Below are 25,145 nucleotides of genomic sequence, written 5' to 3' on the forward strand. Positions count from 1 at the left end.
ACGGTCATCCGGGAGCCCTCAGCATGAAGATCCGCATCCTGAGCGATCTGCACATCGAACACAACATGCCCGAGGCCGTCCCCGCCTGCGGCGCGGACCTCACGATCCTGGCCGGAGACATCGCCAACGGCCGCGACGGCATCGACTGGGCGGCACGCGTATTCGGCGGGCCCGTGCTCTACGTGCCTGGCAATCACGAATACTACGAAAGCACGTTCGATACGGTAGACCACCTGATGGACGAAGGCGCAGCCGAATCGGGCAACGTAACCCTGCTCAACGGCTCGATTGCCGAGTTCGCGGGCGCCGATGGCGGGCCCGTGCGCGTGATCGGCACCACATGGTGGACGGACTACGCGCTGTACGGCGAAAACCGCATCGACGAAGCCATGACGGCCTGCAGCAAGGTCATGTTTGACCATCGGCTGATCAACACCGCTGGCGATGACGGCCAACCCCGCATGTTCACGCCGGCCGATGCGCTTGCGCGCCATCGCGCCGCCACCGCATGGCTGGCCGACGCACTGGCCCGGCCGTTCGACGGCAAGACCGTGGTAGTCACCCATCACGGCCCCGACCTCGGCAGTCTCGATGCGCGCTATGCGCATGACATCGTGTCCGCCGGCTTCATTTCACGGCGGCCCGACCTGGTGGCCCAGGCCGATCTGTGGATTCACGGCCATACCCACACGAGCTTCGACTATTGGATCGACGATACGCGTGTGGTCTGCAACCCGCGCGGATATATCTCGCGGCGCACCGGCGCGCCGGAGAATCCGGTGTTCGACTGGGGGAAGGTCGTCGAGGTATAACGCGTAGCCCGGCGCCCTGCGCGAGGTACCTCGCGCTACGCCACATCGCGCCGCACCTAGCCACACCGCACCTCACCGCACCTCACCGCGCCACAAAACAAAAACCCCCGAGGGTTCGCACCCTCGGGGGTTTTTTCAGACAGGCTGATTGGCTCAGCAGTCCGGCGTGATTTACATCATGCCGTCCATGCCGCCCATGCCGCCCATGCCGCCCGGCATTGCCGGAGCCGACTCTTCCTTCGGCGTTTCGGCCACGGCGCAGTCGGTCGTCAGCATCAGCGAAGCCACCGAAGCGGCGTTCTGCAGCGCGGTGCGGGTCACCTTCGTCGGATCCAGCACGCCCATTTCGACCAGGTCGCCGTACTCGCCCGAAGCAGCGTTGTAACCGTAGTTACCCTTGCCTTCGATGACCTTGGCAACCACGACCGAGGCTTCTTCACCAGCGTTCAGCACGATCTGGCGCAGCGGCTCTTCCATCGCGCGCAGCACGATCTTGATACCGGCGTTCTGGTCGGCGTTGTCGCCTTGCAGAGCAGCGATCGCAGCGCGGGCACGCAGCAGGGCCACACCACCGCCGGGGACGATACCTTCTTCCACAGCAGCGCGGGTGGCGTGCAGGGCGTCTTCCACGCGGGCCTTCTTTTCCTTCATTTCGACTTCGGTGGCGGCGCCAACCTTGATCACGGCAACACCGCCGGCCAGCTTGGCCACGCGCTCTTGCAGCTTCTCACGGTCGTAGTCCGAGGTCGCTTCTTCGATCTGGGCGCGGATTTGCTTCACGCGGCCTTCGATCGCCGATGCGTCGCCGGCGCCGTCGATGATGATGGTGTTTTCCTTGCCGATCTCGATGCGCTTGGCTTGGCCCAGGTCCTGCAGCGTAGCCTTTTCCAGCGTCAGGCCGATTTCTTCGGCGATCACGGTACCGCCGGTCAGGATGGCGATGTCTTCCAGCATGGCCTTGCGGCGGTCGCCAAAGCCCGGAGCCTTCACGGCGGCGGTCTTCAGGATGCCACGGATGTTGTTCACCACCAGCGTGGCCAGGGCTTCGCCTTCCACGTCTTCAGCGATGATCAGCAGCGGGCGGCCAGCCTTGGCCACTTGCTCCAGCACCGGCAGCAGGTCACGGATGTTCGAAACCTTCTTGTCGAACAGCAGGACGAACGGGCTGTCCAGTTGAACAACCTGCTTTTCCGGGTTGTTGATGAAGTACGGCGACAGGTAGCCGCGGTCGAACTGCATGCCTTCCACGACTTCCAGCTCGTCGGCCAGCGACTTGCCGTCTTCCACGGTGATCACGCCTTCCTTGCCGACCTTGTCCATCGCTTCGGCGATGCGCTCACCAATCGAGGCGTCGCTGTTGGCCGAGATGGCGCCAACCTGGGCGATTTCCTTGCTGGTCGTGGTCGGCTTGCTCAGCTTCTTCAGCTCTTCCACGGCCGAGGCAACAGCCTTGTCGATGCCGCGCTTCAGATCCATCGGGTTCATGCCGGCGGCCACGAACTTCATGCCTTCGCGGACGATCGACTGGGCCAGCACGGTAGCGGTGGTGGTACCGTCACCGGCGTTGTCGCTGGTCTTGGAAGCCACTTCCTTGACCATCTGGGCGCCCATGTTCTGCAGCTTGTCCTTCAGTTCGATTTCCTTGGCCACGGACACGCCGTCCTTGGTCACGGTCGGGCCGCCGAAGCTGCGCTCCAGCACCACGTTGCGACCCTTCGGGCCCAGGGTCACCTTCACTGCGTTGGCGAGAATGTTCACGCCTTCAACCATCTTGGCACGTGCGGCGTCGCCGAACACTACGTCTTTTGCTGCCATGTCTTGAATCTCCGAATCTGGATCGAACGCCCCGCGCACATGGCGGGACGTTCTGGAATCTGGGGTTTTGTCTGGTGAGACAGGCGTCGATTACTTGTTGACGACGGCCATGATGTCTTCTTCGCGCATGACCAGCAGTTCCTGGCCATCCACCTTCACGCCCTGGCCGGCATACTTGCCGAACAGCACGCGGTCACCCACCTTCACGTCGAGGGCGATGTTGTTGCCCTTGTCATCCTTCTTACCCGGGCCAATGGCGAGCACTTCGCCTTGATCCGGCTTCTCGGCTGCATTGTCGGGAATCACGATGCCGGACGCGGTCTTGGTTTCATTGTCCAGACGCTTCACGATCACACGGTCGTGCAGAGGACGCAGGTTCATACGGACTCCTAAATACAAAAAGTGAGTTTCAATTCACAAATGGCCGTTGTCTGCAACGGCCATCAGGGTTGGGTACCGCGGGGAAGGACTGTTAGCACTCTCCCCCAGCGAGTGCTAATTATAGGGACGGGGTATTTCGATTTCAAGACGAGACCTGAATGGGGGTTTTCCCGTAGAGCGATGAAATACCGGTTTCTGGCCTGCCGATTCGCCACTTTTGGGCACTTCCCGCCGAAAATGTCCACGAAAACTCCCGTTGCGGCGTTCGCAGATGGGTCCGTCCACAACGCTGCAAGCCCCCTCTTCCGAAGTCACGCCATGTTTCGCCAAGCCAATGCGCCGCACCGCGCCCCATCGGGGTGGACTGTCCTGTTCGGTCTGTTTCTGCTCGGGCTGCTGCCCTGGCAGCACGCCCACGCGGCGTGTGACGGCGGCCACGCAAACGGCGCAACCGCACGGCCACGCATCGGCCTGGTGCTGTCGGGCGGCGGCGCGCGCGGATATGCCCATATCGGCGTGCTGAAGGCGCTGGAGCGGATGCATGTGCCCGTGGACTGCATCGCCGCCACGAGCATGGGCGCCGTGGTCGGCGGGCTGTATGCGGGCGGCATCGGCGCGGACGAGCTGGACAAGCGGCTGTCCGGCGTGACCCTCAGCGACATCGTGTTCGACCGCAACGAGCGCGCGCAACTGCCGCAGACGCTGCGCGAGGACAGCTTCCAGTATCCGATCGGCATCTCCGCGGGTCTGGGCAAGGAAGGCGTCAAGCTGCCGGTGGGGCTGGTCCAGGGCAACAAACTGCTGACCCTGCTGCAGGACTGGACGGCGGCATGGCCCGGTGACGTCGACTTCAACAGCCTGCCCGTCCCGTTTCGAACGATCGCCACCGACCTGGCCACCGGCGCACCGGTGGTGCTGGACCACGGCTCGTTGCCGCACGCGATACGCGCGAGTGCCGCCGTGCCCGGCCTGTACGCGCCATTCAAGGTGAATGGGCGCACGCTGGTGGATGGCGGCCTGGTCAGCAACCTGCCCGTGCAGATGGCGCGCGACATGGGCGCCGACATCGTCATCGCCGTCAACGTGGCCACGCCGCTGGACGACCCCGCGAATCTCGATTCGCCGGCGGCCGTCACGCAGCAGATGGTGACGATCCTGACCAATCAGAACGTGGCGACGCAAAAGGCCCTGCTCGGACCGCGCGACGTACTGCTGGAGCCGGATCTCGGCACGCTGTCATTTACCGATTTCTCGCACGCCCACGACGGCGTGCAGAAGGGTTATGCCGCGGCCGAAGCCATCGCGCCCCGGCTGGCCGCGCTGGCCCTGCCGCGCGAGGCGTGGGACCAGTATGTGGCTTCGCGTGCCACGCGCATGGCCACGCTGGAGCCACGCCGCGTCGATGCGATCGAGATTCACACGTCGGGCCGCATCCCGGCTTCATACGTGCAGCAATACCTGCGCGTGCGCGAAGGCGACCGCTACGACACCGCGGCCATCAACCATGACCTGGACCAGCTATCGACCAGCGGGGATTTCGAAAGCGTGACACAGGAGCTGATCACCAGGGACGGACGCTCCGTGCTCAAGGTCGACGCGCAGGAAAAATCGTGGGGGCCGCAGTTCCTGCTGTTCGGCTTTGGCCTGTCGACGACGTTCGACGGCAAGGGGGCGTTCAACCTGCAACTCGGCCATCGCTATCCGTGGCTGACGCAGGGCGGGCTGGAATGGCGCAATGACATCGTGCTGGGCAGCAACCAGGCCAAGTGGCACACCGAATTGCGCCAGCCCATCTTCGACCGGCTGGGCTTCTACATTGCCCCGTATCTGGAATATGGCCGCAAGCACGTCGATATCTATCCGGATAACGGAGACAAGCGCAACGCCACGCCACTGACGGCCGTGCGTGTCGACACCGCGCTGGCGGGTGTCGATCTCGGCCTGCCGATCGGCCGCCTGGGCGAGTTCCGCGTCGGCGCGAACTACCAGCAGGTGCGCTACGACTCCGACTATCTGCTGGCCGGCATGCCCAACGGCCGCTTCAGCGCCAGCGTGCGCCAGCCGGTCGTTCGGGCGCAGTTGACCATCGACCAGCTCGACGACCCGCTCTATCCGCGCAAGGGTTACTACCTCTTTGCGGTGAACCAGCTCTCGTTCGGCGGCACCGACAACAGCTTCGACGACGTCCACGCCAAGGCGCTCTGGGCCGGCAGCTATGGCCGCCACACGCTGAACCTGGCCGCCGAGGGAGCGATGACCTACAACGACCATCGCTCGAACAACAGCGTCAGCGGCGGGCTGGGCTTCACGCTGGGCGGATTCCAGCGTCTGTCGGCCTATGCGCCGGACCAGTTCTCGGGCAACTACCTGTTGTATGGCCGGTTGACCTATCTGAACGAACTGCGCGAGTTCACGTTGCCGGGCCTGCGCACCACGGTCTTTGGTTCCAGCCTCGAAATGGGCGATGTCTGGCTCAGACGGCGCAATTTCGGCAGCGGCCCGTACAAGTCCAGCGCCAGTGTGTTCATTGGCGGCAACAGCGTGATCGGGCCGCTCTATTTCGGATTCGCGGCGGCGCCGGCGGGCGTGTGGAACATCTACCTCCAGCTCGGCCGCGTGTTCTGATCGCTAGCCGGCCAGCGCGGCCGGGTTGTCCACTGACATCGCCGAACGGTACTCCACGGCGGCAATGCGGCCATTGCGCAGTTGCAGGGTCTGGACGCCGTGTCCGTGCATTGGCATGCCATCGAGCAGGTAGGACACGGCGATATCGACCTCCACGGTCAGGCCGTCGATGCGCGGCGCCCCGACTGCTTCGATACGGATCGACTCGCCTGCCAGTTGCGACAGCCGCTCGAACAGGCCGATCACGGCGTCACGATCGCCGTACTCGCCGGCCAGTGGGTGGTCGCCCACATGGCGCCAGACGATGGCGGGGTCCAGCTGCGGATAGATTGCCTCGAAATGACGGGTGGTCAGCGCGGCCAGATAGTCGCGGACCAGCGCCTGCACCGCTTCGGCCGACATCGGCGCTTCCACCGCGCGCCGCGCGCGGATGGGGCGGGCCGAGGCATCGAGCCCGAGAAATTCGACCACGCTGGCCATGACCTGCTCACGATCGTTGTCGACGCAGATCATGTGATAGCTGTTCTCGACGACGACGCCGCGCACCTGCGGCACATTGGCCATCAGAAAATCGGCGGAGCGCACCGACGTCAGCTCGTCCTCGCGCGCATGAACCACCAGCGTCGGGCATGGCACGCGGTGCGCGCCGTCGATGACCCAGCGCCGCAGCCGATCCACCTGCCGGATGCAAGTCAGCGGCACCCAGCGATAGTGGAAATTGTCGCCCCGTTCGAACTTGGCCTTGACGATGGCACGCACGAGGTCGTTCTTGATGCCGAACGGTTCGTTCTCTTCCACCTTGATGCGGGTGGGCAGCACAGGCAGGTGGTACACCACGTGCCGCAGCCAGCGGTAAGGCGGTGTCGACCAGCCGTCGATATAGACCGGCGCGGACAGCGCCACGAGCAGGCCCTTGCGATGCTGCCGCCGGTCGCACAAAGCAACGGCCAACAGCGCGCCCATGCACATGCCGATCACGTGGAACGTGTCGTACTGATCCACCAGCGCGTCGTACGCCTCGGTGACCGTATCGATCCACTGCTCGGCCCGCACGGCCAGCAGGTCTTCCGGCGTGCCGCCGTGGCCCGGCAGTGTGACGGCGTGCGTTTCCACGCCGCCGCGGCGCAGCACCTTGTGCATCGGCCCCAGATCGTACTGGGTACCGCCAAGGCCGTGGATCAGCAAGGCCCCGACGCGCGGGGCCCGATCGGTCGTCATGCCGCGCGCCGTCCTTCAGTATCGTGGCTTGCCACGATGCGCCAGGCACCGGCAATCAGCGCCACGGTATCGTCCCCGTCAAGCAGCGGACCGCTCATGTCGACGACGGTCGTGGTGGCGCCCGCCGGCAGCAGCAGGCGGAACGTCAGATCGCCGCGCACTTCGCCGTCGCTTTCGCGCAGCCAGCGGCGGCGCACCTCGGCGCGATCGTCGGGATGCACGCTGGCCAGCACATCGTCGAGCGTGGCAAAGGCGGACTCAGGCAAGCCAAACGCCTGTTCGACGCTGCCGCTCCAGCGCAACCGGCCACTGTGCGGATCGAGGTTGTAGACGAGCTGGCCGCTGGCCGCCAGTGCCAGCTCCACGTCGTTCTGCCGGCTGGCGGCCGCCTCGTGCAGTTGCTCACGCGCGGTGCGCAGCGTGCTGATCAGCAGCGTCAGCAGCGCCGCCACCGCCAGATAGAGCTGCGCCACCAGCAGCGAATAGCCGTGATAGACGGCCGTGTCTGCAAACGGGCCATCGCCCTGCGCGGTATTGAGCAACACCAGTGCCGACAGCAACGCCACCGCCACCGATCCACCGCGCCCACCCAGCAGCAGCGCCACGATTGCCACAAAAAACAGCGGAATATAGGTCAGTGCGTAGGCCACACCGAGCGAGAGCTGCACGAGCCGCGTGCCGTCGAACACGGCGGCCACGGCAACCAGTACGGCCAGCAGCGCGGCAATGCCGGCCAGGAATTCACCGCGGCGCCGGCCGCCGGAGCGGGCAGCGCTGAAGCGGCCCCATCCCGCGAACACCGGCGTCACGATCAGCACGCCCACAAAGTCCGCGGCCGCCCACACCTTGGCCGTGGCCCAGAACGGCACATCCATGAACAGCCAGAACCAGCCCGCGCCGAAAACCGCGCCGCCGACGCTACTGACCACGGCGGCCACAAGCAGGCCACGCAGAAACGCCAGCCCCTCCAGCGAAAACCGCATCATGTGCACCAGCGCCACGGCCACCGCCGCAAAGCCGATCTCGTCCAGCGAGAACAGCAGCATGCGGAACGGATCGCGTCCTTCGACCACGCCAAGCAGCATCTGCGCGACCAGGAACGCCAGGGACAACCCAATCCAGCGGCGCGCCGGCGCCAGCATGAACGCGGCCACGGTCACCCCGGCGGGCAGCCAGATATAGCCGGTCGCGGCAAACGGCCCATTGATCTTGTGGGATGCGTAGCCGAATACGAAGTACAGGATCGCCCACAGCGGCAGCGTGACGATCCGGTTTGCGAGTTTCACGGTTGGGATTCCTGATGCGAGGCGCGACGCGCAAGGGACGCGGGCCACGCTGGATGAACGGAGAACCCCGCCGGCCAGTTGACCGGCGCAGTCAAAAAAGCGCCCGGAAAGGCACTGCTAGTTGAGGCCGCTGCGATCGACGTATTCGAGCGCCTCGCGCACGGCGCGACGGGCCTTGAGGATATAGCAGACCTGGTGATCCCGGATGGCGAGCGCCAGCACCTCGGCCTGGACCATCTCCTGGAAGTGGTGGGCCGCGCGGCGCAGCGTCACGCCCGACGCCTCGGCCAGCACGATGGCCGGCAGGCCATCCTCGCCCGCCGCCAGCAGCGCGCGGCAGATGGCCGCGCGGGCCGGCACCGTCAGCAATGCAAGGGTCAAGGTGCTTTCCTGGGTTTCCATGGTGTCCGCCTGAAAGGTATTGGCCGCAAGCCCGATGATGCCTCAATGCACCGCCATCGTACGCTCAAATAAGACGGTCATACGCCCGTCGAATCGGGGGATCGGGAGAGTGTGGCGCGGCTGCACACCCGGCGTCAGGCGCGCCGGGCGCGGCGGCCGCCCCGGCTAGGCCACCTCGATCGTGCCGCCCATGCTCTCGTGGCCCGAGCCGCAGAAGATGTCGCACAGGAAGGCATAGCTGCCCCGCCGCTTCGGCGCGGTCAGCCGCACCTCCACGGCCTTGCCCGGCGGCACGTCAGCCCGCACGGCAAAGTCGGGCGCCGAAAACCCCATGATCACGTCCTCCGCCGTGATCGCCAGCACCACCGTCTCGCCAGGCTTGAGCGAAATCCGGTCGGGGATAAAGACAAAGCGCCGCGCGCGCATCGGAATCACGCGCGGCGCGGCGGCGCCCAGCATGGGCGTCATAGCGGCGATCAGTATCAGGCCCAGCAACTTGCGCCGGTTCACGGTTGGCATGGCGTCATCCCCTCCCGGTCACCGGCTGCTCGGCCAGCCGGAACGCGTCCTTGCCCGGCGTTGCCGTCGCGTTCACCTCCCTCCAGCCCAGTCCCTGATACGGATGCGCGGCGTCCCACGGCACGGGGAGCCGGCGCGGCTGCGACCCGGCCGGAGGCAGTGGAAACATCAGCGAGCGTGCCGCGTGGTGCGCGATATGGCCGGTCATGCGGTGGTGTTCCTGGTGGATATGCCCGTAGAACACGGTGACGTTGCGGTACGGCATCAACTGATCGATCACCTTGGCACCGTCGCGCGTGGCCCAGTCCCATTGTGGATAGAGATCGAACAGCGGCCGGTGCGTGAATACGACGATGCGTGCATCGCGCGGCTGCTTTGCAAGATCGGCGGCCAGCCATGCGAGCTGCGCGTCGCCCACCTGTCCGCCGGGGTCGGACACGTTGTCGAGCACGATCGCATGCAGGCCCTTGTGGTCGAACGTGTAGTGCGTGGGGCCGAACAACTCCTGATAAGCGGCGCCGTTGTCCAGGCTCGCATCGTGTTCGCCGGGCATCAGGTGGACGGCGCCGGCCCGCAGCGGCGCGATGATGTCGCGGAACTCGCGCATGCGGCGGCGGCGCTCCGCCGGGTCGTCGGTGGTATGCGTCAGGTCGCCCGTGAACATCACGAAATCCGGCGGCTGTGGCAATGCGTTGACCGCCGCCACTGCCTTGGGCAAGGTACCGCGCGCATCGGGATTGGGTGGCCCTTCAAAGCCCCAATGCGCATCGGACAGTTGGACGAAGACGAAATCCTCGTCGCGGGTGGCCGCCCAGCCGGGCAATGCCGAAGCGCATACGGCGCCGCCGGCCGCGCCCGCTAGGCGCAGGATGTCGCGCCGGCTCCAGTTTCCATTCATGACCGTCTCCATTGGTTGGATGGTGTCTGTCATACCGGCGCCGCACCGGATTTATTCCCGATGGACGGCGCCCCACCTTCCGCGTGTGGGGGAGGGAGAACACCATTGGCGGATTGAATCCTGCGGGAATAGAATCGGCGCAGCGCCGGTAATACAAGGGAGACGCCCCATGATGCAGTGCCCTGCCGATCCGCCCCTCGAGGACTGACTTGGACGCCGCCAATATGCGCCGCCGATTCGACGCCCTGGTGCTGCCGCACCTGGACGCCGCGTACAACCTTGCCCGCTGGCTTTGCGGCAATACGGGCGATGCCGACGACGTGGTGCAGGAGGCCTTTCTGCGCGCGTTCCGGCTGTTCGCCAGTTTCCGCGGAGACCAGCCACGGCCCTGGCTGCTGGCCATCGTGCGCAACACGTGGTTCACCACGTGGCAGAAGCGCAAGGCCGCCGCGGAAACCGGCTATGACGAGTCGCAGGCCGATATCGACCTGCCCGATTGGCACGGCGCGCCGGGCGACCCGGAGCAGTGGCTGCTGCGCGAGGAAGACGTGCGCCTGGTACACGCCGCGCTGGAGCAGTTGCCGGTGGTATTTCGGGAGGTACTGGTGTTGCGTGAGCTTGAGGAACTGCACTATCGCGATATTGCGCGGATCGTCGACATCCCGGTCGGCACCGTGATGTCACGCCTGGCGCGTGGCCGGCGCATGCTGGCCGCGGCCGTGGTGGCACTGCGCGATGGCCCGCCGCGCAACACCGCGCAAGATCAGCCGGCATCCGCCGACCCCATTCCACCCGCAGGAGGCCCGCGTCATGGATTGCAATGAGGCCCGCAACCTGCTGCAGGCCACCGCCGACGGCGAGGTAGGCGCGGCTGACAGCGTGCGGCTCGAACGGCATCTCGAAGATTGCGACGGCTGCGTGCAGGCGCTGGGCAACCTGCAGGCGCTGCGCCGCGCCACGCGCCGTGGCGCCTCGTACCATCGCGCACCTGCCGAACTGCGTGCACGGATCATCGATGCACTGCCCGCCCCGCCGAAAGATGACCTTTTCGATGCCGTGCCGGAAACGCAGGCGGGCTGGCGCCGCTGGTTCACGTGGTCGCCGGGGGCCAACGCCGCGCTCGCGGCCATCACCGCGGCTGCCGTGGGACTGGGCGTGTTCCAGTATCAGGCGCGGCCATCGCCCGACGACCTGCTGGCCAACGCCATTGTCGCCAGCCATGTGCGTGGCCTGATTTCGAACCGCGCCAGCGACGTGATCTCCACCGACAGCCACACGGTCAAACCCTGGTTCAACGGCCGCATCGACTACGCGCCCGATGTGCGCGACCTGGCCTCGGCGGGCTTTCCGCTCGTCGGCGGCCGCGTGGACTTCATCGACGGCCGGCGCGTGGCCGTGCTGGTCTATCGCCGCAACCAGCATCCGGTCGACGTGTTCGTGATTCCAGGTGCAGGCTCAGGGGTGGGGGAACGGGTACGGCAGGGATATCAGCTCGAAAGCTGGACGGCGAATGACATGCGCTTTGTGGCCATCACCGATGCATCGGCGGGCGATCTGCGCAAGTTCGTGCAGGCGTGGCGGAATGCGGAGGACGGGGAGCAGCGGTGAGGTGTGGAAGGACCAGACCGCTGCTTGACTCCCCTCTCCGTAGGCGGGAGAGGGGAGCAGACCATGAGCAGGGAGAACCCGCTCAGGCCAGTACGAACGGCAACTGCCGCTGACGCTTGCCCGTGATGCGGAACAGCGCGTTGGCCACGGCCGGCGCGATGCTCGGCGTACCGGGTTCGCCCAGGCCGGTCGGATTGTCGTTGGACGGCACGAAGAACACATCCACCACTGGCGCATCGGGCATGCGCGGCGGCGGATAGTCAGGGAAGTTGCTGTTCTTGACCACGCCGTTCTCGATCTCGATGGCAAACCCAGGTTTGGTCATCGACAGACCGAACACGCATCCGCCCTGGATCTGCGCCTCGGCGGTCAACGGATTGACCACGCGGTTCGCATGCACCCCGGCTGTCACGCGATGCACGCGCGGCTCGCCCTTCACCACCGACACATCGACGATGTAGGCCACCACCGAGCCGAATGACTCGTGCACGGCCACGCCCCAGGCATGTCCCTTCGGCAACTTCTTCTTGCCGTAGCCGGACTTGTCGACGGCCAGCTGCAGCGCGGCGCGGTGGCGCGCGTGCTTCTTTTCGTCGAGCCGCGCCATGCGCCAGGCCACCGGGTCCTGCTTTGCCGCCGTGGCCATTTCATCGGCCAGCGTTTCCTTGACGAACGCGGTGTGCGTGTTGCCCACCGAGCGCCACCACAACACCGGCACATCCACCTTCGGATGATGCACGTGCAGCTGCAGCGGCAGGTCGTAGTCGTTTTCGATGATGCCTTCGGTCATCGTGGCGTCGACGCCGTTCTTGACCATCATCGGCTCGAACGGCGTGCCGGTGATGATCGACTGGCCGACGATCGTATGCTGCCAGCCCACGACCTTGCCCTGCGCATCCACGCCGATGCGCGCGCGATGCACGTGCAGCGGACGGTAGTAGCCGCCCTTGATGTCGTCCTCGCGGCTCCACATCACCTTGAGCGGCTCGGTGTGGCCATTGGCCACCCAGGCACGCAGCACGTTGGCCGATTCGACCAGGTAATCCGACGTCGGCACCGCGCGGCGGCCAAACCCGCCACCGGCCATCATCGTGTTCAGCGCCACCTTCTCCGGCGCAACCTGCAACGTGCGTGCGATGGCAGCCTGGTCGATGGTCTGGAACTGCGAGCCCACCCACACCTTCACGGCCGTCACCTTGTTGGCGGTGACTTCGGGTTGCATCGTGCAGTTCAGCGGCTCCATCGGGGCGTGGGCCAGGTACGGCACCCGGTATTCAGCCTCGATGACCTTGGCCGCACCGGACAGTGCGCTATCGATGCTGCCGCCTTCCAGCGGCTTGGCGACGATGCCGGACTGCGCGGCCAGCTTGCTGTACTGGTCGAACAGCGCGGAGGTGCTGACTGTCGATCCGGTGTCTTCCCAGACGATTTCCAGCGCGTCGCGCGCGGTCTTGGCCGGCCAGTAGCCGTCGGCCACCACGGCCACGCCCGATCCGCCGCGGTCCGTGTTCACCAGCATCACGTCGGCCACGCCCTTGATCTGGCGAGCCTTGTCCGCGTTGAACGACTTGACCTTGCCGCCGAAGCGCGGCGGATGGGCCACCACGGCCACCATCATGTCCTTGAGCCGGACGTCCATGCCGAACACGGCGTCGCCATGCAGCTTCGACGCGGAGTCAAGACGCGGCGTGGGCTTGCCGACGATGCGGAACTGGGCCGGGTCCTTGAGCTTGACCTGTGCCGGCACCGGCAGGCTCATGGCCGTCTGGCCCAGCTCGCCATAGGTAGCGCGGTTGTTGCCCGACGTCACCACACCCATCGACGCGGTGCAGCTGGCAGGGTCGACTTCCCATTTCTGGGCAGCCGCCGTAATCAGCATGGCGCGCGCCCGCGCACCGAGTTCCCGGTACTGCTCGAACGAGTGGTTCAACGCGGTGGAGCCGCCGGTCATCTGGATGCCGAACATCGGGTCCTTGTACGCATCGCCGGCCGGGGCCAGGATGGCGCGCACGTTCTTCCAGTCGACGTCCAGCTCTTCGGCCAGCGCCATCGGCAGGGCCGTATGCACGCCCTGCCCGAATTCGAGCCGGTTCACGGCGATCGTCACCGTGTTGTCCGGCGCGATCGTCAAAAACGCCTGCGGCGGCGTGGCCGGCTTGGCCCCGGCCTGCTGCGCCTGCGCGCTTTCCAGACCCGCGATACCCAGCGCGAACCCGCCGCCGGCCAGGCTGGACAGCTTCAGGAAGCTGCGCCGCGACAGCGTGGCCGGTGCTTCCGGTTGCGCGGCGGACGCGCCGCTGCCGCCCGCCAGGGCTTCAATGCCTCTAATACGCATGACTGCCCCCTTATGCCTTGGCGATGGCGCGCGCGGCATCGTGAATGGCCGCGCGAATCCGTTGATAGGTGCCGCATCGGCAGACGTTGCCAGCCATCGCCTGGTCGATGTCGGCGTCGGTGGGCCGCGGCTTGCTGCGCAGCAATCCCACGGCGCTCATGACCTGGCCGTTCTGGCAGTAGCCGCATTGCGCGACGTCGTGCTTGAGCCAGGATGCCAGCACGGCCTTGCCAACCTTGTCGTCGGCCATGCTTTCAATCGTGTTGATCTTGCTGCCGGCGGTGGCCGAGATCGGCATCACGCAGCTGCGCGTGGCCGCGCCATTGATATGGACGGTACAGGCACCGCACGCCGCCATGCCGCAGCCAAACTTGGTGCCGGTCATGCCGAGGTTGTCGCGCAGGGCCCACAACAGTGGCGTGGACGGATCGGCGTCCACCTCCACGGTCTTGCCGTTGAGGGTGAGGGTCGTCATTTGGGGGAACTCCTTGGGTGCTTGGCCCAGTCGGTTATTCGCAAGTCACGCCGGGCCAATGGCAAAACGATCCCTGGCCACCCGGCGAACCCGAGGAGCATAGTAGAAATATGAAATCCTTGCGCAGCACCACTCACATCATGCTGCGCGCACCATAATCGGGATTATTTCTGGCTGAGGAACAGATAGAGCGCCTGGAGGTCGGTGTCATTCATTTTGGCGAAGGCGCTGAATGGCATGACGCGACTGACGTCGGTGCCGTTGGGCCGCTTGCCGGTACGCATCATGGCCACGAACAGGTCGGCCTGCGGGTACGCCTTCATCGCACCGCCCGGCTGCAGGTTGGCGGCGGGTGGCCAGTCCGGCGGCGCGCCGGGGATATGGCCGCCGCGCAGTTCCGTCCCGTGACAACCCTTGCAGGAATTGGCAACGTAGGCGCCGTATTGCACGTTCACCGCGGCGGCGACCGGCGCCGCGGGCGGCAGGCTGTGATCGATCTTCTCCGCCGCGTCCTTGATCACACCCGCGCCGTACATGCCCTGGATATACCAGGGCAGATGAATCTCGCCACGCCGGCCCTCGGCCGGAGGCAGGCTCTGGACGTAGGCCACTAGTGCACCGAAGTCATCGTTGGACAAGCGGTTGTAATCCTCGCTCGGCATCACCAGCAGCGGCCGGCCCGACGGCGCCACGCCGTGCCGGATGGCGCGATCCCAATCCTCCGGCTGATACTTCGCAATATCCGGATTGGCTCGGGTCAGGTCTGGGGCGAACACCCGGAAGCCATTGGCTTCGTCGAACACCTGTTTGCCGTTGCCCTTGCCGCCGTGGCAATCGGCGCAGCCGCGCGACTCGTAAAGGTACTTGCCGTGGGCGATGACCGTGGTATCGGTCGGGATGGCTACCGCCTGCACCGGAACGTCGATCTTGCGCACGAGCTTGCGCCCGCCCCACCAATACGTACTGCCAACGGCCAGCACCACAAAGACGGTGAAGGCAACCATCGCCGAACTGGCGATGCGGAAGAATCGCTTGACGTCCATGAGTGCCCCCGTGAGCGGCCATCGGATGTGCGCAGATTGCGCCGCCCGATTGAATCGGCCCGGCGCCACTTGTTCCGTGCGGGATCGTACAGAAGATGCCGCGCCGCGACCAGCCGAGGGGGGCCGGTGTTGCTCAGCCAGCCAGTCCGGCCGGCGCCCGGTCGATAAAGCCGGTCATGCCCTTGAGCCGGCCATCGTCGGACACCGTGGCAAAGTCCGTCCCGACGACCAGCGCGGACTCGCCGGCCGGGCCAAGCTCCCAGGTAAAGCGCAGGTGTTCGCCATGCGCGTCCACCGGCGTGACCCGGCGGAACACGAATCCCGGAAAGCGGGCCTGCACGCCGGCAATCATCGCGTCGATGCCGGCATGGCCTTCCCCGCGCATCAGCGGGTCCACGTAGACGGCTGATTCGGTCCAGGTCTGGCCGATCAGCGCACGGCGGCGGTCCGCATCGGTCTCGTTCCAGGCTGCCAGGTAGCGGTCGGCCAGGGCGATCAGGGCGGGGTTGGGGGCGGTTACGGTCATGTTGCGCTCCTTTGTATCAGCGGTTGGCGTTTGCGTGATGGCCTCATGATGGATGCCGGCCGCCCGGCGCGCGATTACGCCTCAGGTAATCACGGCGATTCCCCGCCAGTCCCAGTCCGGTCCGCCCTCGCCGCCATACCAAATTTCGGCGTACAGCGCCAGTCCCAACAAAGCCGTGCAGTTGCCCCTTTCCCCACTGTCGAATTCCGCCTGGCGCGACTAAAGTGCCACCTACGCTGGGCACGGTGCGGCCATCGCATCCCTGCCGGCATCGCTTTCGGCGCGCGTGGCGCGCCAAGGAACCCGAAACAGATGACGCCTGACACGGCCGCGCCTCCTTCCGATACCTCGTCCAGGGCAAATTTGCGCCACTGGCGCCCGCTGCTGCTGGCGGCCGCGGGCTACTTCGCCCTGGCCGTTGCGGGGTTGTGGCTGGCACGCATTCCGGGACACGCCGCCGCCGTATGGATGGCCAACGCCTTCGGCCTGGGGCTGCTGCTACACCGTCCAAGCCGCGAGGCGCCGTCACTGCTGGCTGCCATGCTGGCCGCCAACATTGCCGCCGACATGCTTGGCGCCAGCCACCCGCCTGGGTCCGCGCTGCTGCTATCCGTGGCGAACCTGGCCGAGATGGGAGGCTCCGCGCTGCTGTTGCGATTCATGGCCGGCCGCAATGCGATTGCCCGTACCAGTCAGTTGGGCACTTTCGCGCTGACGCTTGGCATTGCCTCCACCGTTGGCCCGGCGCTGAGCGGCCTGCTCGGCGCTTCCGTCATTGCGGCCCAATATGGCACGCCGTTCCCGAAAGTCTGGTGGAACTGGTGGAACGCGGGCGCCATCGGCATGGTGCTGCTGCTGCCGCTGATGGTGTCGATCTCGCGCGAGCGCGTGCGCGCCACGTACCAGCGTCCGCAACTGATTCGGATCGTCGGGCTTTTCACGCTATGCGTGGCGATTGGCGCCAGCGCGATCCGCGCCGGGCACGACCCGTTCGTGGTGATGTCGCTGCCGCTGGTGATCGTGGCGCTGGCCAGCAATCCGTTTGCCACGGCACTGCTGACGCTGCTGTCCGCGGCGGCCGCCGAATGCATCGGCCTGGTGTCGGGCATGGAATTCCTGGCCTCGCGCTCGATGCCGCTGTCGGGGGCGCTGATCATGGTGTTCCCGGTCTGCATCGCGTTCATGATGGAACAGAACCGCAAGGGCCGGATCGAACTGCGCAGCAGCGAGCGGCGCTTCCGTCAGGCGATGGAGCATTCGGCCATCGGCATGGCGCTGGTCGGTCTGGACGGACACTGGCAGATGGTCAACCGCGCCATGATCGACCTGCTGGGCTACACGGCCGACGAACTGCGCGACCTGCCGTACCAGTTGTTGACCCACCCCGACGACCTCGCCGCGGACCTGCACCTGGTCGAACAGTTGATGACCGGCGAGATCGACTCGTACCGGCTGGAAAAGCGCTATCGCCACAAGGACGGGCACTACCTGTGGACGCTGCTGGCGGTGTCGCTGGTGCGCGACGCCAACACCGGGCGCCCCGACCATTTCATCTCGCAGGTGGAAGACATCCACACGCGTAAGCTGGCGCAGGAGCAGCTCGAACAGCTGACGCGCCGCACCCAGCTGGCGGTGGAAGCCGGGGGCGTGGGCATCTGGGAATGGGATTTCACCCAGGCAGCCATCACCTGGGACGCGCGCATGCACGCGCTGCACGGCACCGCGCCGGAACTGGGGCCGCCCACGCTGGCCCAGTGGATCGCGATGGTCCACCCCGAAGACGTGAGCCGTGTCAGCGCCGAGATGCGCCAGGCCATCCGCGGCACGCGCCGCTTCGATACCGAATATCGCGTGGTGCGCCCCACTGGCGAAATTCGCCACGTGCGCGCGATGGCCACCATCTCGCGCCATGAGGACGACACCACGCGCGCGCTGGTCGGTACGAACTGGGACATCACCGAGCAACGCAACCTGAACCGCGCGCTGTTCGAGGAAAAGGAGCGGCTGCATATCACGCTGCGCTCGATTGGCGACGCCGTGATCTGCACGGACCGCGTCATGCGCGTGACCTTCATGAATCCGATTGCCGAGCAGTTGACCGGCTGGAGCATGGACGCCGCGATGGGCCAGCCGCTGGAGCAGGTCTTCCGCATCGTCGACGAAGACACCGACCTGACGATTCCAAGCCCGGTCGAGCAGTGCCTGGAAACACTGCGCCCAGCCTATCTGCAGGAAGGCGCGGTGCTGCAAAGCCTGACCGGCGAGCGTCATGACGTGCAGGATTCCGCCGCGCCGGTGCTGGCCAACGACGGCGGCGTGCTGGGCGCGGTGCTGGTGTTCCAGGACATCACCACCTCGCGTGCGCTGCAGCGCGAACTGGCGCATTCGGCCACGCACGATGCGCTGACCGGGCTGCCCAACCGTGCCTGGTTCGAAAAACGCCTGCGCGAAGCCTGCGAGCACGCCCGCCTGCATGGCCACCGCGCCGCGCTCTGCTTCATCGACCTGGATCGCTTCAAGATCGTCAACGACACGGCAGGCCACGGCGCCGGCGACGTGCTGCTGCGCGAACTGGGCTACGTGATCCGCCACCAGGTGCGTCCGGACGATTTGCTGGCCCGCCTGGGCGGCGACGAATTTGCGCTGCTGCTCAACGATTGCAGCGTGGAACACGCCGAGCAGGTGTGCCTGAAGGTCATCGATTCGGTACGCGAGCGCCGCTTCCCGTGGAACGGCCGCGTCTATGACGTGGGCGCCAGCATCGGCATCGCGGCCATCGACAACGACGTGCCGCCCGTCAGCGAACTGATGAGCCGTGCCGACGTGGCCTGCTATGCGGCCAAGGCCGCCGGCCGCAACCGGGTGTCGGTCTATCGCCGCGATGAAAGCGACGCGCGCCGCCATCACCGTGAACTGGAGGTGGCGGCCGGCATCCATTCGGCGCTGGAGGCAAACCGCTTCCGGCTCTACGCGCAGGAAATCCGCTCGCTGCGTCCGGGTCAGGACGATTCGCGCCACGTGGAAATCCTGGTGCGCATGGTGGACGAACAGGGCACGCTGATCATGCCCGGCGCATTCATCCCGGCCGCTGAGCGCTACGACCTGATGGGCCATATCGATCGCTGGGTGATCCGCAACGTGCTGCAGCAGTTTGGCGAACGGCTGGCCAGCGTGCCGGGGCTGTCGGTGTCGATCAACCTGTCGGCCAACTCGCTGGGCGAGCCGTTCCTGCTGCCGTTCCTGCATGCCGCGCTCGAAGACTCCGCCCTGCCGGCCGACCGCATCCGACTGGAAATCACCGAGACCGCGCTGATCAACAACATGACCGCCGCCAGCCGCGTGGTGGCCGATATGCGCAGCGCGGGCTGCACCGTGGCACTCGACGACTTCGGCTCGGGCCTGTCGTCGTTCGCCTATCTGAAGCAGTTCCCGGTGGATTACCTCAAGATCGACGGGAGCTTCATCCGCAACCTGTCCCGCAACGCGGTAGACCGCGAGATCGTCAGCTCGATCAACGACATCGGCCATCGGCTCGGCGTGCGCACCGTGGCCGAATGGGTCGAGGACGAAGGCACGCTCCATGCGCTGCGAGCCATCGGGGTGGATTATGCGCAGGGCTACGCCATCGGCAAGCCCATGCCGCTGGAAGCCTTTCTCGACACCTGCGAAGGCCTGCCGGCCTGACCCCGGCCTGACCCCTTCCCACGCGCCGGGCGCTCGTTATGCGCCCGGCCTCACATTTCCCTCGAACGCCGTCCGGATTTCCGAACGGCGTTTTGCTTTCCCTGTCCGGTTTTCCGAACGCACCTTCGTAGCCCTCCGAAAAATCCCTTTGTATTCATCGTTTTACATCTGTATCCAGACGCAACTGCGCTGGCACGGGACGTGCACTCTAGCCGCCGCCGTATGACATCCCGGCCGGCCGCGCAGACCTCCCCCAATCGGGTCGCGTGCCCGAACCGGCACAAAGGAGGAAGGACCCACGATGACAAAACGACTGCCAACCCTGATTTTCGTTGCGATGCTGCTCGGCGTGCTGGCAGGCACCGCCGCGCACAACATGGCGCCCGACGCCGAAACCGCGAAGTCGATCGCCGACAAGCTGTCGATCCTGACCGACGTGTTCCTGCGGATGATCAAGATGATCATCGGCCCGCTGGTGTTCGCCACGCTGGTGTCCGGCATTGCGAGCATGGGCGACGGCAAGACCGTCGGCCGCATCGGCCTGAAGGCGATGGCCTGGTTCATGGCGGCATCGATCACGTCGCTGCTGCTGGGCCTGGCGATGGCCAACCTGCTGGCGCCGGGGCATAGCATGAACCTGCCGCTGCCGGCCGCTGACGCCGCGTCGAACCTGAAGACCGGCGCGCTGAACCTGCGTGACTTCATCGCGCACATGTTCCCGAAGAGCTTTGTCGAGGCGATGGCCACCAACGAGGTGCTGCAGATCGTGGTGTTCTCGCTGTTCTTCGGCTTCGCGCTGGGTACGCTCAAGGACGGCGTGGGCAAGCCCGTGCTGGCTGGCATCGACGGCCTGGGCCACATCATGCTCAAGGTCACCAACTATGTGATGGCGTTTGCGCCGATCGGCGTGTTCGGCGCCGTGGCGGCCGTGATCACCTCGCAGGGCCTGGGCGTGCTGGTGGTCTACGCCAAGCTGCTGGGCAGCGTGTACGCCGCGCTGGCACTGCTGTGGATCGCGCTGATCGCCGGTGGCTACTTCTTCCTGGGCCGCGATGTCTTCAAGCTGATCCGCCAGCTGCGCGCGCCGCTGATGATCGGCTTTGCCACGGCCAGCAGCGAATCGGCCTACCCGAAGGTGATCGACCAGCTGAACCGCTTTGGCGTGAAGAGCCGCATCACGAACTTCGTGCTGCCGCTGGGCTACTCGTTCAACCTCGATGGTTCGATCATGTACACGTCGTTCGCCGCGCTGTTCGTGGCGCAGGTGTACGGCATCGAGCTGTCGCTGTCGCAACAGATCACCATGCTTCTGGTGCTGCTGGTGACCAGCAAGGGCATCGCCGGCGTGCCGCGCGCATCGCTGGTGGTGGTGGCCGCCGTGCTGCCGATGTTCGGCCTGCCCGAGGCAGGCATCCTGCTGGTGCTCGGCATCGACCATGTCCTGGACATGGGCCGCACCGTGACCAATGTACTTGGCAATGCCATTGCCACGACCGTTGTCGCCAAAAGCGAGAACGCGATTGGCGCGCCGGAACTGTCTGACGAGGCTGACACCTCGGCGGACGATGCCGGCCTGACACCCGCTCAGGCCCTGGCCAGCAAGTAAGCTGCCCAGGCGTGCCAGGGCCCGGCTGCTGATCAGGCAGCCGGGCCTTTTTGCGTTTACGCGGCCCCCGAAAAGACCCGAACGGGGGACGCCACCGCCGGCACTTCGGCCGGACGCAGCGCGGGGTGTGGTAAAACGTCGCCTTGCCGATGGACTTGTACGGCTCGCGCATGGAATTTTGCGCCATGCGAACTGTCCGATACGCCACCTGGCAGCGTCCGCATTCCCGAATCCGCATGATTGTGTCCCCCTCCGACGGCACCCATACGTCCCAATCGATGTGGCGCCGTGCTGCCCCATTCGTCGCCCTGCTTGCGCTGGCCGTGCTGGTCACGGGGGCGGGCTGGCTGGGTTACCGCTATACCTATGACACCGCGCTGGGCCGCCAGGCCGAACGCGGCCAGGTACAGATGCGCCTGTACGCGCAGGCCCTTGAAAGCGAGCTGGCCCGGTACGACTACGTGCCGAGCCTGCTGTCGCTGGATGCCCGAATCGATGCCCTGCTGCGCCAGCCCGCATCGTCCGCGCGCGTGGCCGACGCCAACGCCTACCTGGCCGCCCTGAACGGCCGCGCCGGCACGCGCGTGATCTACCTGCTCGACGCTCGCGGCAAGGTGCTGGCCACCAGCAACTTCCAGCGCCCCGACAGCTATCTGGGCGAGGATCTGAGCTTCCGCCCCTACTTCCGCGCCGCCATCGAAGGCCAGCTCGGCCGTTTCTATGGCGTGGGCACCACGCGCAGTGAATCGGGCTACTACCTGTCCGCCCCGCTGGGCGACCGCGACAAGCCGGTCGGCGTGGCCGTGGTCAAGATCGGTCTGGAACCGCTGGAAAACCGCTGGCAAGGCAACGATGCCCAGATGCTGCTGGCCGACGAAAACGGCGTGGTGATCCTGGCCTCGGACCCATCCTGGAAGCTGGCGGCGCTGCGCCCGCTTTCCGACGATCAACGCACCCGGCTGGACCGCAGCCTGCAATACAACCGCGCCCCGCTGCCGCAACTGGAACTAAGCACGGTGCGCACGCTGGCCAACGGGCCTTCCCAGGGTGGCGACGCGCTGGTGCGGCTGCGCCAGGGTCCGCCGATGCTGGCGCAGCACCTGGCGCTGCCCGGTACCGACTGGGATCTGACACTGCTGACCAATACCTCGCAAGCGCGCGTGGCCGCGCTCAACAGTGCCGCGCTGGCTGGCGTGCTGACCGCTTTCGTGCTGCTGCTGGCCGCCGCGTGGAACGTGCGCCGCCGCATCATCGGCGAGCGTCTGGCCGCGCGGGCCGCGCTCGAAGCCGCCAACAGCGAGCTGGAACGCAAGGTGGCCGAGCGCACCGCCGATCTGTCCGCGACCAACCAGCTGCTTCAGACCGAGGTGTCCGAACGCATCCGCACCGAATCGCACCTGCGCCAGGCGCAGGACGGCCTGATGCAGGCCGGCAAGCTGGCCGCGGTGGGCCAGATGTCCGCCGGCATCGCACATGAGCTGAACCAGCCGCTGGCCGCGCTGAGAACGCTGTCCGGCAACACGGGCAAGTTCATCGCGCACGGCGACTACGACACGGCGCAAGGCAACCTCGACCGGATCATCAGCCTGGTGGAGCGCATGGGACGCATCACCGGCGCCCTGAAATCGTTCGCGCGCAATCCCGCCGCCGGTCAGCGCCACATCGCGCAACTGGCCGACGCCGTGGACAACGCGCTGTTCCTGCTGGAAACGCGCGTGGCTGCCGTGGCGCCGCGCATCGACCGCGACATCGACGCACACCTGGTGGTGGCCTGCGATCCCAACCGGCTGGAGCAGGTGCTGGTGAACCTGATCGGCAACGCACTCGACGCACTGAAGGACCGCCGTGATCCGCGTCTGTCCCTGCACGCCTACGAGTCCGGCGGCATGGCGCACCTGACCGTGCGGGACAACGGCCCCGGCCTGTCCGAGGCCGCGTTCGCCCGGCTGTTCGAGCCGTTCTTCACCACCAAGCCCGCCGGCGAGGGCCTGGGGCTGGGCCTGACGCTGTCCGCCGGCATCCTGAGCGAAAACGGCGGCACCCTTACCGCGATCAACCACCCCGACGGCGGCGCCTGCTTTACCGTGGCGCTGCCCAAGGCACGCGAGGAACTCCGTCATGTCGGCTAAACCGATCGAAATCCCGGAGCCGGCCAGCGCGCCGGCCGCGCTGACGGTGCTGATCGTCGAGGACGATGCCGATGTGCGGCTGGGCTGCGAACAGGCGCTCAGGCTCGAAGGCATCGCCACGCGCGCCGTGGGCAGCGCGGAAGCGGCGCTGCGCGAAGTGGAAACCGGCTTTGCGGGCATCGTGGTCAGCGACATCCACCTGCCCGGTGCCGACGGCATGGCCTTGCTGCGCGAGCTGGGCACGCGCGACGCATCGCTGCCGGTGATCATGATCACCGGGCATGGCGATGTCACGCTCGCGGTGCAGGCAATGAAACAAGGCGCCTACGATTTCCTGGAGAAGCCGTTTTCGCCGGAACGGCTCGTCGCCACGTGCCGCCGCGCGCTGGACAAGCGCCGTCTTGCGCTGGAAGTGGCGGAGCTGCGCGCGCGGCTGGCCGGGCGCGAAGGCCTGGCCGCGCGGCTGATCGGTCATTCACCGGCCATCGAACGGCTGCGTCAGATGATCGCCGGCATCGGCGATACAGCGGCCAACGTGCTGATCCACGGCGAAACCGGAACCGGCAAGGAACTGGTGGCACGCTGCCTGCACGAAGCCAGTGGCCGCCGCGCGCGGCACTTCGTCCCGATCAACTGCGGCGGACTGCCCGAGCAGCTGTTCGAATCGGAGATCTTTGGTCACGAGGCCGGCGCGTTCACCGGCGCGGCCAAGCGCCGTATCGGCAAGATCGAGCACGCGGAGGGCGGCACGCTGTTCCTCGACGAGATCGAGAGCATGCCGATGCCGATGCAGATCAAGTTGCTGCGCGTGCTGCAGGAACGCGTGGTGGAGCGCCTCGGCTCGAACCAGCCGGTGCCGGTCAACACGCGCGTGGTGGCGGCCACCAAGGCCGATCTGCTGGCCCTGGCCGATGCCAGCCAGTTCCGCGCCGACCTCTACTACCGGCTGAACGTCGTCACGCTGGAGCTGCCGCCGCTGCGCGAGCGCCGCGAAGACGTGCCGCTGCTGTTCGAACACTTTGTCGCCCAGGCCGCATTGCGTTTCGAACGTGAAGCCATGCCGGCCACTGCCGCGGAAATGGCAGCGCTGGTGGCCTATCCGTGGCCCGGCAATGTGCGAGAACTGCGCAATCTGGCTGAACGGCACGTATTGGGCCTGGGCTGCGACCCCGCGCAGGGTGACTCGGCTCCCGCCGCGCTGCCGCTGCCACAGGCCGTCGAACAGTTCGAGCGGGCGTTGATCGCCGACGCATTGCGCCGCCATGCCGGCAACCTGTCGCGCGCGGGCGAAGCATTGGGCGTTGCCAAGACAACGCTGTTCGACAAGGTGCGAAAGTACGGTTTGTCTTCCGGATCGGCAGGCTGAGTGCAATACCGGGCGCACAAATGTGTCAAATGTATATCGCGCGGGAACCCGCGTGGCGTATGAGCGGTCAGTGATCGTGTGCGCGACGTCCTCGGCATACATGTCGAGCGTCATGGCAGGAATGCAACGTTGTCCACCGAATTGCAACGATGTTCGTTAAACAACAAAAGTGTGACGCCAATCATTGCTTTCCCTGTAGCAACGAATCATCTTGAAGCCATACTATTGGCGTTCGGCAATGGGAGCGTGTTGGAGGTACGTATTGCTGAAAGCGTGTAACGGCCACCTGAAGCCGTTGCTACGTCAACTGGAATCAAAGCAACAAAAAAGACCGGCCGGGGAGCGGGTCGCAACAAGCATCAGGGTCAGTAAAAACAGCAGCCCGGTCAATGACCGACGAGGCGTGTCCGAGGACGC

The 25,145-nt window shown here is 66.1% G+C and carries 19 protein-coding genes; 8 read left to right on the forward strand and 11 right to left on the reverse strand.

The window, feature by feature from the left end; translation table 11 throughout:
- The first annotated feature begins 23 nt into the window (after positions 1–23).
- Positions 24–812 carry a metallophosphoesterase gene (locus AC3FLX_RS08745; RefSeq protein ID WP_488695672.1) on the forward strand — a complete coding sequence of 263 codons (789 nt, stop codon included), beginning with the start codon at positions 24–26 and terminating at the stop codon, positions 810–812.
- 171 nt (positions 813–983) lie between these two features.
- Here the strand turns inward: AC3FLX_RS08745 and groL are convergent, their stop codons facing one another.
- A complete protein-coding gene (groL, locus tag AC3FLX_RS08750; protein ID WP_488695673.1) occupies positions 984–2,627 on the reverse strand; it encodes a chaperonin GroEL in 1,644 nt (547 codons plus the stop codon).
- A 90-nt stretch (positions 2,628–2,717) separates the two neighbouring features.
- Positions 2,718–3,008 carry a co-chaperone GroES gene (groES, locus tag AC3FLX_RS08755; RefSeq protein WP_008644494.1) on the reverse strand — a complete coding sequence of 97 codons (291 nt, stop codon included), beginning with the start codon at positions 3,006–3,008 and terminating at the stop codon, positions 2,718–2,720.
- A gap of 318 nt (positions 3,009–3,326) precedes the next feature.
- Here groES and AC3FLX_RS08760 point away from each other — a divergent pair, with 318 nt between their 5' ends.
- Positions 3,327–5,633, forward strand: coding sequence for a patatin-like phospholipase family protein (locus AC3FLX_RS08760; protein WP_488695674.1), 2,307 nt, complete (start codon positions 3,327–3,329; stop codon positions 5,631–5,633).
- Positions 5,634–5,636: 3 nt separating this feature from the next.
- On the opposite strand, the gene AC3FLX_RS08765 is transcribed toward AC3FLX_RS08760, so the two are convergent.
- The 5 genes from AC3FLX_RS08765 to AC3FLX_RS08785 all read right to left on the reverse strand — a co-directional run bounded on the left by AC3FLX_RS08765 (position 5,637) and on the right by AC3FLX_RS08785 (position 9,989).
- Positions 5,637–6,851, reverse strand: a complete 1,215-nt coding sequence (locus AC3FLX_RS08765; protein WP_488695675.1) for an alpha/beta fold hydrolase — start codon at positions 6,849–6,851, stop codon at positions 5,637–5,639.
- Positions 6,848–8,137, reverse strand: a complete 1,290-nt coding sequence (locus tag AC3FLX_RS08770) for an MASE1 domain-containing protein (RefSeq protein ID WP_488695677.1) — start codon at positions 8,135–8,137, stop codon at positions 6,848–6,850. Before AC3FLX_RS08770 ends, AC3FLX_RS08765 begins: the two co-directional genes overlap by 4 nt.
- 117 nt (positions 8,138–8,254) lie before the next feature.
- Complete coding sequence (locus AC3FLX_RS08775; protein ID WP_488695678.1) at positions 8,255–8,539, reverse strand: ArsR family transcriptional regulator; 285 nt, start codon at positions 8,537–8,539, stop codon at positions 8,255–8,257.
- A 165-nt stretch (positions 8,540–8,704) separates the two neighbouring features.
- Positions 8,705–9,058 (reverse strand): cupredoxin domain-containing protein, encoded by a 354-nt coding sequence (locus tag AC3FLX_RS08780; protein ID WP_488695680.1) that lies wholly within the window; start codon positions 9,056–9,058, stop codon positions 8,705–8,707.
- 4 nt (positions 9,059–9,062) lie between these two features.
- Positions 9,063–9,989 (reverse strand): metallophosphoesterase family protein, encoded by a 927-nt coding sequence (locus tag AC3FLX_RS08785; protein ID WP_488695682.1) that lies wholly within the window; start codon positions 9,987–9,989, stop codon positions 9,063–9,065.
- A 176-nt stretch (positions 9,990–10,165) separates the two neighbouring features.
- Here AC3FLX_RS08785 and AC3FLX_RS08790 point away from each other — a divergent pair, with 176 nt between their 5' ends.
- Positions 10,166–10,780: an RNA polymerase sigma factor gene (locus AC3FLX_RS08790; protein WP_488695683.1), complete on the forward strand. Its 615-nt coding sequence runs from the start codon at positions 10,166–10,168 to the stop codon at positions 10,778–10,780.
- Positions 10,767–11,564: an anti-sigma factor family protein gene (locus AC3FLX_RS08795; protein WP_488695685.1), complete on the forward strand. Its 798-nt coding sequence runs from the start codon at positions 10,767–10,769 to the stop codon at positions 11,562–11,564. Before AC3FLX_RS08790 ends, AC3FLX_RS08795 begins: the two co-directional genes overlap by 14 nt.
- A gap of 82 nt (positions 11,565–11,646) precedes the next feature.
- Here AC3FLX_RS08795 and AC3FLX_RS08800 read toward each other — a convergent pair whose 3' ends face one another.
- From AC3FLX_RS08800 to AC3FLX_RS08815, 4 genes are all read right to left on the reverse strand, one after another.
- Positions 11,647–13,899: a xanthine dehydrogenase family protein molybdopterin-binding subunit gene (locus tag AC3FLX_RS08800; protein WP_488695687.1), complete on the reverse strand. Its 2,253-nt coding sequence runs from the start codon at positions 13,897–13,899 to the stop codon at positions 11,647–11,649.
- Positions 13,900–13,909: 10 nt separating this feature from the next.
- Positions 13,910–14,374: a (2Fe-2S)-binding protein gene (locus tag AC3FLX_RS08805; RefSeq protein ID WP_488695689.1), complete on the reverse strand. Its 465-nt coding sequence runs from the start codon at positions 14,372–14,374 to the stop codon at positions 13,910–13,912.
- A 164-nt stretch (positions 14,375–14,538) separates the two neighbouring features.
- Positions 14,539–15,417, reverse strand: coding sequence for a c-type cytochrome (locus AC3FLX_RS08810; RefSeq protein WP_488695690.1), 879 nt, complete (start codon positions 15,415–15,417; stop codon positions 14,539–14,541).
- A 133-nt stretch (positions 15,418–15,550) separates the two neighbouring features.
- Entirely contained in the window at positions 15,551–15,943 is a 393-nt protein-coding gene (locus AC3FLX_RS08815; protein WP_488695692.1) for a nuclear transport factor 2 family protein, read from the reverse strand.
- Between the two features lie 312 nt (positions 15,944–16,255).
- Here AC3FLX_RS08815 and AC3FLX_RS08820 point away from each other — a divergent pair, with 312 nt between their 5' ends.
- The 4 genes from AC3FLX_RS08820 to AC3FLX_RS08835 all read left to right on the forward strand — a co-directional run bounded on the left by AC3FLX_RS08820 (position 16,256) and on the right by AC3FLX_RS08835 (position 24,728).
- Positions 16,256–19,627 (forward strand): diguanylate cyclase, encoded by a 3,372-nt coding sequence (locus AC3FLX_RS08820; RefSeq protein WP_488695694.1) that lies wholly within the window; start codon positions 16,256–16,258, stop codon positions 19,625–19,627.
- Positions 19,628–19,928: 301 nt separating this feature from the next.
- Positions 19,929–21,233, forward strand: a complete 1,305-nt coding sequence (locus tag AC3FLX_RS08825) for a dicarboxylate/amino acid:cation symporter (protein ID WP_488695695.1) — start codon at positions 19,929–19,931, stop codon at positions 21,231–21,233.
- Positions 21,234–21,469: 236 nt separating this feature from the next.
- A complete protein-coding gene (locus tag AC3FLX_RS08830) occupies positions 21,470–23,362 on the forward strand; it encodes a sensor histidine kinase (protein ID WP_488695697.1) in 1,893 nt (630 codons plus the stop codon).
- On the forward strand, positions 23,352–24,728 hold the full coding sequence (locus tag AC3FLX_RS08835) for a sigma-54-dependent transcriptional regulator (RefSeq protein ID WP_488695698.1): 1,377 nt from the start codon (positions 23,352–23,354) through the stop codon (positions 24,726–24,728). The genes AC3FLX_RS08830 and AC3FLX_RS08835 overlap by 11 nt, the downstream gene beginning before the upstream one ends.
- The last annotated feature ends 417 nt before the right edge of the window (positions 24,729–25,145 follow it).

The organism is Cupriavidus sp. 291-E7 (genome assembly GCF_057798835.1).